Origin of the sequence: Allobacillus sp. SKP2-8, assembly GCF_007559355.1 — a bacterium.
In the GTDB taxonomy this organism is placed as follows: domain Bacteria; phylum Bacillota; class Bacilli; order Bacillales; family Alkalibacillaceae; genus Allobacillus; species Allobacillus halotolerans.
This window is the reverse complement of the sequence record NZ_VMHF01000013.1, coordinates 1-15,233: the sequence shown is the minus strand read 5'-3', so window position 1 is coordinate 15,233 and position 15,233 is coordinate 1. Positions and strand designations below refer to the sequence as shown.

General features: G+C 34.1%; 13 protein-coding genes. 8 read left to right on the top strand and 5 right to left on the bottom strand.

What is annotated here, in order from left to right; translation table 11 throughout:
* Positions 1–4: 4 nt before the first annotated feature.
* Positions 5–1,180, bottom strand: coding sequence for an MBL fold metallo-hydrolase (locus FPQ10_RS09885; protein WP_144163352.1), 1,176 nt, complete (start codon positions 1,178–1,180; stop codon positions 5–7).
* Between the two features lie 138 nt (positions 1,181–1,318).
* On the opposite strand from FPQ10_RS09885, the gene FPQ10_RS13110 reads away from it, so the two are divergent.
* From FPQ10_RS13110 to FPQ10_RS09860, 6 genes are all read left to right on the top strand, one after another.
* The gene (locus FPQ10_RS13110) at positions 1,319–1,459 is read left to right on the top strand and encodes a hypothetical protein (RefSeq protein ID WP_186278640.1); all 141 of its coding nucleotides are present in this window, start codon (positions 1,319–1,321) and stop codon (positions 1,457–1,459) included.
* A gap of 247 nt (positions 1,460–1,706) precedes the next feature.
* Positions 1,707–2,648, top strand: coding sequence for an LCP family glycopolymer transferase (locus FPQ10_RS09880; protein ID WP_144163351.1), 942 nt, complete (start codon positions 1,707–1,709; stop codon positions 2,646–2,648).
* 118 nt (positions 2,649–2,766) lie between these two features.
* Positions 2,767–3,762, top strand: coding sequence for an aryl-sulfate sulfotransferase (locus FPQ10_RS09875; RefSeq protein WP_186278639.1), 996 nt, complete (start codon positions 2,767–2,769; stop codon positions 3,760–3,762).
* 133 nt (positions 3,763–3,895) lie between these two features.
* Positions 3,896–5,431: an IS21 family transposase gene (gene istA / locus FPQ10_RS09870; RefSeq protein ID WP_370512036.1), complete on the top strand. Its 1,536-nt coding sequence runs from the start codon at positions 3,896–3,898 to the stop codon at positions 5,429–5,431.
* Position 5,432: 1 nt separating this feature from the next.
* Positions 5,433–6,200, top strand: coding sequence for an IS21-like element helper ATPase IstB (gene istB / locus FPQ10_RS09865; protein ID WP_144163348.1), 768 nt, complete (start codon positions 5,433–5,435; stop codon positions 6,198–6,200).
* A gap of 37 nt (positions 6,201–6,237) precedes the next feature.
* Positions 6,238–7,005 carry an aryl-sulfate sulfotransferase gene (locus FPQ10_RS09860; protein ID WP_144163347.1) on the top strand — a complete coding sequence of 256 codons (768 nt, stop codon included), beginning with the start codon at positions 6,238–6,240 and terminating at the stop codon, positions 7,003–7,005.
* Positions 7,006–7,033: 28 nt separating this feature from the next.
* Here FPQ10_RS09860 and FPQ10_RS09855 read toward each other — a convergent pair whose 3' ends face one another.
* The gene (locus FPQ10_RS09855) at positions 7,034–8,200 is read right to left on the bottom strand and encodes a CDP-glycerol glycerophosphotransferase family protein (RefSeq protein ID WP_144163346.1); all 1,167 of its coding nucleotides are present in this window, start codon (positions 8,198–8,200) and stop codon (positions 7,034–7,036) included.
* A gap of 260 nt (positions 8,201–8,460) precedes the next feature.
* On the opposite strand from FPQ10_RS09855, the gene FPQ10_RS09850 reads away from it, so the two are divergent.
* On the top strand, positions 8,461–10,650 hold the full coding sequence (locus FPQ10_RS09850) for a bifunctional glycosyltransferase/CDP-glycerol:glycerophosphate glycerophosphotransferase (protein WP_144163345.1): 2,190 nt from the start codon (positions 8,461–8,463) through the stop codon (positions 10,648–10,650).
* A 23-nt stretch (positions 10,651–10,673) separates the two neighbouring features.
* Here the strand turns inward: FPQ10_RS09850 and tagD are convergent, their stop codons facing one another.
* From tagD to FPQ10_RS09835, 3 genes are all read right to left on the bottom strand, one after another.
* Complete coding sequence (gene tagD, locus FPQ10_RS09845) at positions 10,674–11,066, bottom strand: glycerol-3-phosphate cytidylyltransferase (RefSeq protein ID WP_144163344.1); 393 nt, start codon at positions 11,064–11,066, stop codon at positions 10,674–10,676.
* An 88-nt stretch (positions 11,067–11,154) separates the two neighbouring features.
* On the bottom strand, positions 11,155–12,342 hold the full coding sequence (locus FPQ10_RS09840; RefSeq protein ID WP_144163343.1) for a CDP-glycerol glycerophosphotransferase family protein: 1,188 nt from the start codon (positions 12,340–12,342) through the stop codon (positions 11,155–11,157).
* A gap of 32 nt (positions 12,343–12,374) precedes the next feature.
* Entirely contained in the window at positions 12,375–14,528 is a 2,154-nt protein-coding gene (locus FPQ10_RS09835; protein WP_186278638.1) for a bifunctional glycosyltransferase/CDP-glycerol:glycerophosphate glycerophosphotransferase, read from the bottom strand.
* Between the two features lie 207 nt (positions 14,529–14,735).
* Between FPQ10_RS09835 and FPQ10_RS09830 the strand changes: the two genes are divergently transcribed.
* Positions 14,736–15,233, top strand: a 498-nt coding sequence (locus FPQ10_RS09830; protein ID WP_144163341.1) for a PA14 domain-containing protein, incomplete at its 3' end; no start/stop codon positions are given.

The window sequence follows — 15,233 nt, the reverse complement described above, 5'->3', positions numbered from 1 at the left end:
ACGATTATTCTTTCACACAAGCTATTCCTTCTTCTTTAATATCAGCCAACCGACCCTCACCAATTCCATAAATTCGTTTCAAGCCATTTAATGAATGGTGTGGTCGCAGCTCGATCAATTCCTGTGCACGCACTTCATCGATATGAACAATCTCATACAAATCTTCCAAGATAGCTGAATTGATATCGATGCACGAGTCCTGCGGGCTAGCTGGTTCCTCTTTTACATCCTTCAGAAAACCAGGCTTTTCTTTCTCAATAGTGGCTTCTCTGTCAGTCTGAACCGAAAAATCTTTACCATCCGACTCAACGACAATCGTGCCGTGTGCATCGGTTCCATACAAGTCAATTCCCAATTTCCGCATCAGTTCAACCGTCTCATGATGCGGGTGACCGTAATCATTGTCTAGACCAGCTGAATAGATGGCAAGTTCCGGGTTAACTGCTTCCACAAACGTTGGCGTATTGGAAGTACTGGATCCATGATGACCAAGTTGGAAAATATCTGCTTTCAAGTCCAATCCACTCGCTAGCATTTCTTCTTCAGCACTAGCTTCAGCATCGCCAGTAAATAAAAAGCTCACGTCTCCATAAGTCACTCGCGTTGAAATCGAGTCATCATTAAAATCGCCAGACAGTTCAGTCGGGTGGTAGACTTCCACCAAGAACGGCCCGATTTCAAACTCATCGCCAGAACGCGGCTCAACATAAGATGCATCAGACTGTTCGATGGCTGCCAACACATCTTCAAATGCACCGGTCGTATGTACATTACCCGTCATCCACACTTCTTCAACCGGAAATTCTTGAATCACCTCATCCAATTGGCCGATATGATCGGCATGGATATGTGTACCAATAGCAACGTCCAATGATTCAACAGACTGAGAATGCAAGTAAGGGACGACCTCATCCCCTGTCCAATCACCGGCATCGATTAATAGATTATAAGTTTCATCGCTTTCTACCGCACGAAGCAATGTCGCATCTCCTTGGCCAACATCGATGAAGTGAACGGTTAGATCACCTGACGAAATATTTTCCTCAGCAAACTCATCGTCGGTTTGCTCAATTTCAAGCGTTTCATTAGGTCCTTCTTCGACATTTTTTTCATTAGCATCCATTTCACTGCAACTTACTAGAATCATAAACGTCAATAATAATAGAGTGATTTTTTTCATGATGTTTCCTTGCCTCCAAACGAATTCCCTCAATCATTGAACCAAGAAACAAACAAAATCACAATGCAACAAAATAACCAAACTGGTGACAAAAATCACTAATCCAGGTAAAATAAAGGGAAGCAAGGAAGTGAAGTGATGGACAGTAAAAAGAAATTGCAACTAGGCTGCTTGATTTACATAGTATTCGGAATCGTAATTACTTATCTATATTTCACACAAACAGACGCAGACCTATTCAGAAAATACTTTGACTGGAGCGACTTGTTTAGTTTTTAGGCTTTATTAAAGTCCGTCGTTGATATTGTGATCCGCTACCGGTGGGCGCTTTCCGCGGGCACGGCTCGAGCCTCCTCGGAAGAAAGGCACTTCCTGCGGGGTCTCGAGACTCGTGCTATTCCCGCAGGAGTCGCCACCTTCGCTTCTCACAATTCAACAACTCAGTGTTCAACATTTAAAAGTCACTACTAAACTTTAACGGAGCCGATTGTTAAAAGACTAAGAACAAATAGAGAGGATCGAATAAATGGAAACGAGAAAAGGTAAACGCAACCAAAAAAAAGGAAACAAAAAAGGCTTAAAAATTGTTTTAATTGTACTGGGAATATTGCTGTTAGCAGGCATCATCTACTTTGCTTATTTATATAAACAAGTAGACAACGCCGTCTCAGAAATGTATCAACCACTCGATTCAGACCAAGAGAAGAAAGAAGAAATTGAACAACGCTTCAAAGATAAAGATACAATCAACGCATTGTTATTAGGTGTCGATGAACGGAGTGGAGATAAAGGTCGATCAGACACAATGATTTTCCTATCCTTAAATCCCGACACGAATAAAATGTTGATGCTCAGTATCCCGCGTGATACGTATGTCAACATTCCGGGTAGAGGTATGGATAAAATCAATCACGCTTATGCGTTCGGTAACTCAGAACTTTCCGTGCAAACAGTTGAGAACTTTTTAGATACGACCATACACTTCTATGGCAAAGTGAATATGGAAGGGCTGAAGGATGGCGTAGATGCACTTGGTGGCGTAACTGTTCAGAACAATCGTCAATTTACACAAAGCGGTAAAACATTTGAAACTGGCGAACTTCACTTGAACGGAACTGAAGCATTAGCTTATTCTCGTATGAGAAAACAGGACCCAAAAGGTGACCTAGGTAGAAATGATCGTCAACAACAAATTATCGACGCGATGATCGATAAAGGGATGAGTTTCGGTTCATTTACGAAAGTACAAAACATTTTAGATGCGCTAGGATCAAATGTAGAGACCAATCTACAGATGGAAGAAATGCGCAAATTGTTCATGGACTATCGAGGAACACGTTCAGAGACCATCCGTGAAGATGTAAAGGGAAGCGGTTCGAGAATGAATGGTATCTGGTATTATGTCGTGTCAGATGCAGAGAAGGCGAGACTGCAACAGTTGGTGGATGAATATGAAAAACAAAAGTAAAATGTAATGATGAGACCATATTACTTAGGAACTACTTTCTAAGTGATATGGTTTTTTCATTTTTATAAATAATGATAGCATGATTATAACGAAACGATGTCAATGGGAGGGTCGTAAAATGAAGAAATCGACAGTTACATTGATTGCGATTGGTTTAATTGCTGTTATTACATTTTTCTTTTTAATGAATGACACAGAAGATGAAACAAACGAAGATCGAAATAAAGATCAACAGGAAGAGTCTAATGAGGATGAACAAGAACAAAAATCTGATCGTGAACTAGCAAAAGAAGCTTTAAACACGAGAAACTTAGAACCAGTAGACTACGCATTTGCCCCTGAACCAACGGATGACGTCATAGAAAGCCAACAAGAAATTGAACAGACAATTATTGAAGAAAGTGAAGGCAGCACATTTGAAGATCCCTATATAAAGCTTGACCCTTATAATAGAACACCACTTACTGCGTTTGTTGTTTTTGAAACTGAAAAACCAGCCACAATTACTTACACGGTAAAAGGAAAAGATGGAGGGCCTGAGATATCCAATAGTACGACGCAGCTGACTACTAAACACGAACTGCCGATTTTAGGTTTATATCCGAATCATACAAATGAGATTACCATCGAGGCGATCATGGAGGATGGAAGTACACAAGAAAATTTAATCTCAGTTGAAACGGAACCACTTCCTGATTATATTGGTTCAATCTCAATTGAAACGATAAAAAAAGAACAGGTTGATATGCCTGCTAACGGTTTGAACTTTGCTATTCCAAGTACAAAGTATGTCTATGGATTTGATACAAACGGAGATGTACGGTGGTATACTTCACAATATAACAGCCATGTATTCAAAAAGATTCAGAACGGTAACTTTGTATACTTAGGAAAAGATGATAATGGCGGACCTGCATACAATCGATTATTTGAAATTGATTTAATGGGTAAAATTTATAAAGCATTTAAGATTTCTGATGATGCTGCGATCAGCGAAGCAGAAGGGTTGGAACAAACGCTCATTCATCATGATATAGCCGAGTTACCGAACGGAAACTGGCTCATGACAGTGAATGATGGCAGTGAAAATTATATGGAAGATACGATGATGTAACTGCTAAACTAAATTGAACAGTTTCTGCTTGATAAAAATGAACACTTTCTATCAAATAAACCCAAACTCAGCTAAACTAAAAAGGCATGAATAAATAGTTAGTTTGGGGGATAAGAAGGTGTGGAAGTTAGAAATGATTCTAAAGGTACATCAATTGAGGATGCAGGGTTTCAAAGTGTCTGAGATCGCAAGAAAATGTAGTTTATCAAGAACAACTGTCTATGAGTATCTTGAAAAAGATTTACATGAGGCTTTTGAGTGGGTAGAGCTATTGAAAACAAGAAAAAGGAAGCTGGATCCCTATCGTGAACATATTCTTTCTTGGTTGAAAGAGCATCCAGATCTTTCGGCTTCACAAGTCCAGGATTGGTTAGAAGAACGATGTTCTTTTAAAGAGGTAGGTGACAGCACAGTTCGCACTTATGTTCGCGAACTGCGAGAACAGTATCACATACCTAAAACATTGACCTATCGGAGTTATGAAGCAATAGAAGAATTGCCGAAAGGAAAACAAATGCAAGTTGATTTTGGCGAAATGAAAGTACAAACGGTAGAAAAAAGGTGGAAAAAGCTATACACGATTGCCTTTGTCTTGTCTCACTCAAGATATAAATACTCAGAGTGGCAGGAACATCCCTTCACTACTCGAGACGTCATACGGTGTCATGAAAATGCATTTGAATATTATGGAGGTCTAACAGAAGAAATTGTTTATGACCAAGATAAATTGATGACCGTCAGTGAAAATGGAGGAGATATCATATATACCGAGGAATTTCAAGCTTATAAGCAAGAGAGAGGTTTTTCAGTCTATTTATGCAGGGCAGCTGATCCTGAATCCAAAGGAAAAGTTGAGAATGTCGTCAAATTCATCAAAAGAAACTTTGCCAAAAATCGAATCTTTCACCAATTAGAAACGTGGAATGAACAGTGTTTAGCTTGGCTTGAAAGAAAAGGAAATCACCAAGTTCATAACACAATAAAAAAGAGACCTGTCGAAGTGTTCGCCGTCGAAAAGCCACACTTACGAAAAGTCTCATCCATTCTCTCTTTCGAGAGAAATTCTAACTCAAGTATATCAAGAACAGTCCATAAGGACAATATTATTAAATACAAATCGAATCGTTATTCTTTGCCACTAGGAACGTATACTCCACACGGTGTGAATAAAGTCTATGTAACTATTGATAAGAATCAATTAATAATTACTAAAGAACCCGAAGGTGAGCCACTAGCGATTCATCCATTATCCCTTGGAACGGGTCAGCTAATAAAAAACAAAGACCATTCTAGAGATAAAACAAAAGGAATACAAGCATATAAGGACACTGTAATAGAGACTTTTGAAGACAGTGAAAAAATTAGTGTGTTCCTTGAACAAATTCAATTACTATACCCTAGGTATATTAGAGATCAATTACAACTTATTCAAAAAGCAGCAAAGGAGTATAAGCCTTTTATAGAGCAAGCCTTGAATAAATGTGTTGCGCAGAAACTGTGGAGTGCAAATGATTTACGGGATGTAGCAAAGCATTTTAAAAATATAAAGGAAGAAAAGACTTTATCCTCATCCATTGACATACCAGTAAAAGGACTTCCTCCTGAAAAAATGGCAACAGCCGCAAAAAGAGAATTAAATGGCTACCTTGAGATATTAGGAGGTGTCTGAGATGGGGAACTCAGTGGAAGGGTTACAACAACAACTCAAAAACTTAAGAATAGTTGAGACATCAAAAGAATTACCATCTTTACTAAGAAAAGCAGAATTACATTCTTGGACCTATCAGGAATTCTTAAGGGAAATGCTTACATTCGAAGAAAACCGTCGAGAGGAGAAAATGATTGAGAAGCATTTAAAGTGGGCAGCATTCCCGTTTCAAAAAAACATTAATGAATTTGACATTAAAGAACTGCCATCCCTAAGTGAAAGGCAACTCAAGCAACTGAAGGAATTAAACTGGCTAGATGAGGCTTTTAATCTAATATTCTTGGGGCCGCCTGGAGTTGGTAAGACACATTTAGCAATTGGATTAGGTTTAGAAGCTATTCATAAGGGACAACGTGTTTCATTCATTACAATGGGTGATTTGATTTCCGTTTTGAAATCGGAAGATTACCTACGGAAATCACAACTCAAATTGAAACGTATTCGAGAAGCCGATTTGATTATTATCGATGACCTGATGTATATGGCAATGGATCAGAACGAGGCAAACTTATTCTTTCATTTAATCAATCACCTATACGAACGGAGTTCGATTATATTAACGTCCAATAAAGGACCTGAAGAATGGGGAGAGCTGCTTGGTGACCAAGGAATAACAACGGCGATCCTAGATCGCCTCCTCCATCGCTCAGAGGTTGTTCATTTAAATGGATCCAGTCATCGAATTAAATATAGGCAGTCTCTGTTCCAAGAAAAAAGTGTTCAAAATTAATGAGCAGAAATTGTTCATTTCTACTTGACGGTTACAGATGATCGAAGTTAATCCAACCAATGGAGAAGTAGTAAAGCTTATCGATTTAAAAGATCTTTATCCCACTGAAACTTATGAAGAATATACAGCAAGGGATCCTAAAGACGGAAAACTTGATTGGTTTCACCAAAATTCAGTTGTTTATGATGAAAGTGATAACAGTATAATCATTTCGGGACGAAATCAAGATACCGTAATGAAAATTGATTATTTAACAGATGAGATTATATGGATTCTGGCCCACCCAGACGGCTTTAATGATGATTTTCTAAACAATTACGTCGTTGAAGGACAGGGAGAAGATTTTAAATATCCTGGAGCTCAGCACGATGCAACAATCATGCCTGACTTTGACAATAACGATGATACAATCGATTTACTAATTTACGATAATAATGTCGCAGTTGCCCGTGGAGACAAAGAATTATCGCGAACCTATAGTGCCGGAACACAGTATCGAATAAACGAAAAAACAAAAGAGGCGGAAATCATCTGGAGCTATGGAAAAGAACGAGGAGAAGAACTATTTACGAATATTATCGGTAGTGCAAAATATTTAGAAGATAGCGGAAACCGATTGATTGATTTCGGTCACGTCGATGATGGAAACCGGAGCCATATCATTGAAGTAACAAATGATCGAGATGCAGAAGTTGTATTTGAAGCAGTCATCAGTGACTTTCCATCTGGAGCATGGATTTATCGAAGTCAACGTTACCCGTTGTACGACGATGAATGGAAACAAAAATTCACTATTCTAGAATAAGGAAAAGACTGATTCCTTTCGATGGGAGTCAGTCTTTTTCTGTTTGATAAACGTACTCAATAAGTTTTTCCGTCGCATGTCCATCATTATATTCGTTCCATTCATTAGCAAATATTTGAATCTTTCCTTTGCCAAATTCTTTTTGTCGTACGAGTTCAATAATATCATCTGTGCTTTCGGCAATCGGCCCTGGAACAAGTTCGTCATAATCCTCCCAAAAACCACGTTCTGTTACATACTCCTCAATATCATAAGGATAAAAGACCATCGGCTTTTCCATTAGGGAGAACTCAAAAGGAATAGATGAGTAGTCGGTGATTAAATAATCAGTCACTAAGAGCAAATGATTCAAATACGGATAGTCAGACACGTTGATAATGAACCCTTTATAATGATCGCTATATTTGTTTTCGATTGCAGGATGCAATCGAAGCAAGAATACGTAATCATCGCTTAATTTTTCATATAGCTTATTGATATTCAGTTTGATTGAATGCTTCTTTAACTGATGTTCTCTGTACGTTGGCGCATATAAAATAACTTTCTTATCTTTGATTTGTGGATATTGTTGAGAGATTAATTCTCTAATCTCTTCTTGTTTGGCATCATAAAAAAATAAATCTGTTCGAGGAATTCCTGTCTTTAACATTCTTTCAGACGATAGTCCAAAAGCATCCTGAAAGATTGCACTCATCTTTTCTGAACCGACAACAATGTGATCGAAACGCTCATACACACTCTTAAAACGTTTATAAGCACGATGGCTTCTGAAGTGAATGGAAGGGTCCTTTAACCCAAACTGCTTCACAGCTCCATTTGCATGCCACAATTGAATGCACAGGACATTCTTCTTGAAATGAGTCGCAGAGAGAATACCAAAGTAGTTATCAACGAAAACTACACGACTCGTTGCTAGGTGATAAAGCCCCTTAATAAATGAAAATGAAAGAGGGGATAAACTGAGTGGAATAATGTTTGTACGGTTGTTTCTTTTAAAATCACCTTGTGTACCAGGAAGCTTTAGAATGACAATATCATGGTCCGTTTTCTCTAAAACCTCTTGTGAAACGTAGTAAGTATTATCGCCAAACGAACTGATGAAGACCGTTTTCTTTTTTAATGGAAAGATCTTAAAAAGAAAAAATAATGCACGTATATAGAATAGATAAAGAAAGATTGCTATTTCTCTAGCCATTTTGCACCTCGGTTTTATTGCTTTGTTTTATTTTAACAGATATAGAAGTGAATAGAGAAGGTAAGAAATCTATTTCAAGTTCAGATGAATATATTTGTATTTTTGTAAATTAGGCCTACTAAAGGGGTTTATTGAAATTTATAATGATCTCATCTAGAATTAATAATATAAGCAAATTTTTGTTTAAAGTATTATTGTTCGTTTTAAAGATTGTTTAAAACTACAAATATTTATTATAGCATGATAAGCGGGGAAAATTTATGATTAAAGTATCAATTATTGTTCCTTTTTATAACACAGAGGAATATTTAAATGAGTGTATTAAATCAATTACATATCAAACATATCCAAATTTAGAGATTATATTAGTAGATGATTGTTCTACAGATAATAGTAAAAAAATAGCAGAAGATTTCAGAAAGATAGATAGTAGAATTAAAATTACATATAATCAAATTAGGTCAGGTGTCGGAAAGTCCAGGAATATAGGTATAAAGAAAGCTAATGGAGACTTTATTTATTTTGTAGATAGTGATGATTATATTCATCATAATGCGATTAAGCGGCTTGTTGATGTTGTTGAAGAAAAAGATAATGTAATCAGTGGCAGTATATCAACAATAACTAACTTAAATGAAATTGACAAGTTTACGGAAAGAGTAACGGAATTACCCGTAAGTTACAAGTTATCCTCTAAAAATTTCAAAGGACGATCTGCCTTAAAAGCATTATACAGAAGTAACTTTATTAAAAACTTAAATATTAAGTTTAGTGAGGATGTCAATATATACGCTGACCATCCATTTACATATGAAGTTATTAAACATTCAAAAGAAATCAAATATGTCCGAAATAGTCGTTATTTCAGACGTAGAAGGCATGATCGTGTAACAAATCCAAGCTTAAAAGAATTATCACGATATGATAAAATAATTGATTTTACTAGGATTTACACCAGTATAGCACCGAAATACCACAGTGATACATTTATGAAGCAATTGATTGATAGAGATTTTCTAAACTTTTATCGAAAAGTAGTTGTCATGTTTATGAAAGCCTCAACTGAAGAAGAATTCAAAGAGGTATTTCCAAGATTACACAATTCAGCTAGATACCTAATAAACGAATCTTATAAAAATCTTAACCCGTTAATAAAGAGAGAAATTAAAGCATTGAAATATTATGAAACAAAGAAATTTCTAAAATATTTAAGGATTCATCACGAATTGCGTGATTTTAAGAAGATTATAGGTAGTAAAAAGAACCTTTATAAGTGGATATATAAAAAGCGATTTTTAAAACAACCAATCGATTCACATAAGGTTGTATTTGAGAGTTTTATGGGCAAAAATTATTCCGGTAATCCTAAAGCTATCTACGAATCGATGAAAAAAGAATTTAAAGATAAAGAGTATAGTTATATCTGGGTATATAAAGAAAACCCGTTGCCTATTTCTGCAGATGATAAACAAGTAAAACGGTTTTCTTTAGCTTATTATAAAGCTATGGCTACAGCAAAGTACTGGATAGTTAATACACGTCTCCCTAAACACATAGAAAAAAGAACAGATCAATTGTATCTACAGACTTGGCATGGTACACCATTAAAACATCTAGGTATGGATATTTCAAATGTACAAATGCCTGGTACTGACACAGGGAGATATAAAAAAAACTTCACTGAAGAAGCTGCACGTTGGGATTACTTAATTGCGCAAAATAAATATTCATCCGAAATTTTCAAGAGGGCGTTTATGTTTAACGGTAAAATACTTGAATATGGATATCCAAGAAATGATATTTTAGTGCAACAAAGTGGCAATGAAGTTAACTCATTAAAAGAAAAAATAGGCTTACCAAATGATAAAAAAGTTATTCTTTATGCCCCAACATGGAGAGATAATCACTATTTTGAGAAAGGGAAATACAAATTTAAATTAGCTTTAGATTTAGAAAAAATGAAAAGTAAGTTAGGAAATGACTATATTATCATCCTAAGATTACACTATGTTATCGCTGAACAACTAGACCTTAGTCAACATAAAGGCTTTGTATACGATTTATCAACTTATGGTGATATAAACGATCTTTATTTAATTTCAGACTTATTAATCACAGATTATTCATCCGTATTTTTTGATTATGCTAATTTGAAAAAACCAATGTTGTTTTATACTTATGATTTAGAGGATTATAGAGATTCTGTAAGAGGCCTGTATTTTGACTTTGAAAAAGTTGTACCTGGACCACTGTTAAGAAGTACAGACGAAGTTATTTCAACTATTCAAAATATCGAGTCAATCCAAATCAAATACCGAGAGCAGTATGATAACTTTTATAAAAAGTTTAATTCCTTGGATGATGGGAGAGCAGCTGAAAGGGTAATTAATGAGATTTTAAAAAGTCAACCAGAATATGATTTAATTTCTGAAAGAACGACCGAAGTATAGATTATCTTCGGTCGAATTTTTTATTATAATTTGCCGTTTAAATCAGACTTAATTTTAGTTGTTGAAATGCCTTCTGTTCTTGGTAAATATACCACTTCACAATAATCTTTTAAGAAGTCAAATTCACCTTCCCAGTCATGACCCATAACAAATACATCAATATTATTGTTTTTAACATCATCAATCTTTTGTTCCCAATTATTTTCTGGAATTACTTCATCAACATATTTAACGGCTTCTAAAATTAATTTGCGATCTTCATAGCTGTAATATGCTTTTTTGCCTTTAATTGCATTAAATTCATCTGTTGAAATTGCTACTACTAAGTAATCACCAAGTTCTTTGGCTCTTCTTAATAAGTTTATATGTCCGACATGTAATAAATCAAATGTACCATAGGTAAGTACTTTTTTCATTTAGTTCTATCCTCCTAAGGATTATATTTAAAAGATTGAACATTGATTGGTCAATTGTCTTCATAAAAATTAACTTAATGGGGCAGATTTAATAATTTAAAATATAATCAACCACACGCTCAGAGGCTTTACCGTCCTCCCAGTGATTAAATTTCGAATTAAATTCATTATATTTTTGATTATATTCTCTTTGTATATCATCGATATTTTTAATTGTAGCTATTGTTTGTTCTGTGGTTTTCACCAATGGACCAGGTGCATCGTTGATAAAATCAAAATAAAAGCCGCGAATCTCATTTTGGTACTCTTCTAAATCATGAACATAGAAAATAATTGGTTTGTTCATAATACTGAAATCAAAAAACACTGATGAATAATCCGTAATTAAAATGTCTGAAATGATGTATAAATCTCTTATATCGTTATAATCGGTAACATCAACCAAGAAGCTTTTATACTTATTGAAATCAATGTTAGCGGCCGCTAAATAATGCATCCTAACTAAAACTATATACTCATTACCTAATTCTGTATTCAGTAAGTCGAAATTCAAGTCTGAAACAAACTGATGTTTCCCTTCTACTTTAGATGTATTATCTCTCCAAGTAGGAGCATAAAGAATTACCTTCTTATCTTTAGGAATTTTCATCGATTCTTTTATCTTCTCTATATCTTCACTGTCATGATTTTTTAAAAAGTCATTTCTTGGGTAACCAGAATGGATCATGTCACCATTAAAATTAAAAGCCTTTCTGAAAATTTTACTAGAATACTCATTAGGTGCAACTAAAGCATTCCATTCTGAAGTTTCCTTTTTAAAACTGCGTTTATATTGTTCAGTTGTGATACCTGGGATTGTTACATTATCCATATCCATTGCTAATTTCTTTAAAGGGGTACCATGCCATGTTTGAATATAATTAGTTCTCTTACTTTTATATATCCATCCGGGCAACCTAGTATTAACAACCCAAAAAGAAGCTCTTGCCATTACCCAAAGCCACTTTAAAGTCCCTCTTTTTATAAAGTTTATGCCTTCCTTCTTAAATAATCTGGTGCAGGATGGGTTGATACTCCAAATTAAATTATAGTTCGGATAGTATTGATTCATATATTCAAATATAGCTCGTGGGTTATCACTATATTGCTTACCTGAAAAACTTTCAAAAACAATTGTTTTTGATTTTTTCGGTACTTTTTTTTCGATTTTATTAAAGAGTTTTCTGTAAAACTTTTGATATTTTTTATGGTTCCTTATTTTTTCTAAGATATTCATTTTTTCACCTTCTAAAAGTATCTAAATGACTTCTACCGAGAAATTAACGATTCGATTTGTTCCTTAAGAACTTCGTTGCTATTCTGATAATTGTTGTCTATAAATTTAGAGAGATCTAAATTTAAATTTCCGTATATATTGTTCTCTATCATGTACATTAACTTGTTTTTATCAGCTGTAATTAAAGGCTGTAAATGGTCTAAGATTTCCTGATATACACCTCTTGAGTCTTGATATTTATATAGGTCATTTATATATAAATAAAAAGGCTTATTTATATGCATAGCATCAAAAATTATCGAAGAATAATCGCTTATTATAATATCAGAAATAAGGATTAGTTCCTGAGTTTCAAAAGTATTATTAGGCTGTATGACTTCATTGTAAACATTCTCCCAATTTTTCTCAAAATCATGTGACTTATCTATGATTACATACTCATCACTTAACTTATTAGCTAGTTCACCTAAGTCCAGTTTGAAGTTAAAGTCAGTTAACTTTGTTTTATGATTATAATCGCGCCAAGTTGGAGTATACAATATAACTTTCTTGTTTATTGGTATATTCAATTCAGCTTTTAACTCTTCAATTAAATTAGTGTTAACTATGTTATCCTTTAGCCACTGAACACGTGGATACCCTGTAGTCATAATATTTTCAGGATTAAACAGAAATGATTTACTTAATTTTTGCTTGGCAAATTCCGAGTCAGCGATTAAATAATCCCAACGACGGATATCTCTTTGTTTGTTTCTTTTATGAAGTTTATTTTTCGTTAATATATTTTTTTCGTTACTATCGAATAATAACTTCTTAAAAGGAGTCCCATGCCATAGTTGTATCCATTTTGAATCTTCTCTTTTTCTAAAGTCTAATGGGATCCAACTTTCTGCTATTACTATTTCTGAACTATATAAATACTCATAAAACTTCAAACTTCTTGGTTTTACTCTTAAGTAACCTGGAACTGACTTATTCTTCGTGGCAATAAATATTTGATAAGGATGTGCTTGCTTAGTTAGATAATCAAAAAGATATTTTGAATTACCTTTATATTTAAAGTCGAATCCTAAAAATAATATCCTACCCTTTTTAACTGGATTATTTAAACTCTCTTTAATAACATTAGCTTTAGCTTCTCTTTTATTTTTAGCTTTAACCCTATCCCGAAATGCTTTGTACTTATAAAAAACTTTGTTTAGTTTTTTCTTTCGATGTAACCAATCCACAATCAATATTTTTAAAATTTGCCCTCTTTGAACATAGGCTCTTCTAAAATATAAATGATTGTGCAAAACTATGTTTTTAGGTACTATATAATCAACTTTTTTGTTGTTCAGCAATTTAATTACCTTTTTAATAGTTGGTATTTTTTTGCCGAATGGTGCTCTGTTGTTTGAATAGTTAAGGGCTTTTCTCAACAAATGTTTATATAAATGATAATAAGATATTTCTTTTCTAGGTTCAAAATCCAATAAAGTCGCTTCCACTGCTCTAACAAAAGAGTCTATATGTATTGTTGTCTTTCTAGAAATTTTTGTAGTTGAATTATCGTGAAATCTCACGAAATAATAAGGATTAGAAATCACACCAATACTTCTTGCATTAATTGTAGTGTTGACGTAAAATTCATAATCTTCGTAGATATATCCTTCGCCATATGAAATATGATTTTTTTGTAAAAAATCTTTGTTATAAAGCTTGTTTACAGTAAAAAAGGTAATAGCCTCTAACAGCCTTTCGCAATCTTTTTCATACAATCTTTTTTCTCTTAAAAAAGAGTCGAAGTTTGCATACACTATACCTCTATCCTCATAGCTATACGCCCAATCACACATCACGAAATCATGATCAAATAATTCTCCTTCTTCAAATAAATCATTGAGACAATCTTCATGTATAAAGTCATCTGAATCCAAAAAGAAAACATATTTGCCTTTCGCAATTGATAAGCCTTTATTTCTTGCTGCACCCTGCTTCATATTTTGTTCTAATTCAATTAATTTAATTGGGAATCTAGAACTTTTCATTATTCTTTTAATAGAACTCACAGTATTGTCAGTTGAACAATCGTCTATCACAATAATTTCCACGTCACCAAAAAAGTTCTGTTTATTCACAGAATTTATAGCCTCTTCAATGTATATAGGTGCGTTGTGTACAGGGATAATAACTGAAATATCCATAAACATTGTCCTCCACTTTTCTAATTGTAATTAAAGAAAATAAAATAAAATTACAAAAAATATTTAAAATTTTGGTGAATTTTGCTATACTTTATCATAAAGAAAATTTTAGGCTCTATGTTACTCGAATTATTTTATAACAACAACATAATAATGTAAAGACACAAGAGAGGAGTACTAAAAATACATAATTTATTTTTTCGAATAATGGTAATTGTTGCTTTTTTTGTTTTATTCAGTGAACCATTAACCTCAGAAGGTGCCGCGAAAGAAGAGTGGGAAGGTAAGATCTACGACAATGTAGGTTTAAAGGGGGATTTTGAAGATTTCCAAGCTTCGGAAGTAAACTTTGATTGGGGTTATAAAAGTCCTCATTCAAATATAAGCCCAGATTACTTTTCTATTAAACTATCAAAAAGATTCTATCTTAATGAAGGAGTATATAATTTACGTACATGGATTAACGATGGAGTAAGGGTGTTTGTAGATGGTGAATTGTATATAGATGGATGGAATAATAAAAGTTTTAACTTTTATGCAAAGCCTTTTTTTGTCAAATCTGCTGGGTATCATGAGATCGAAATACATTATAAAGAGTTAACGGACTATGCTAAATTGAAATTTGACCTAGATGATTTAACCAGAGATACCCGGTGGTATGGCCTGGCGTTTTCAAATCCTGATCTCACAGGAGAGACAGCTTTA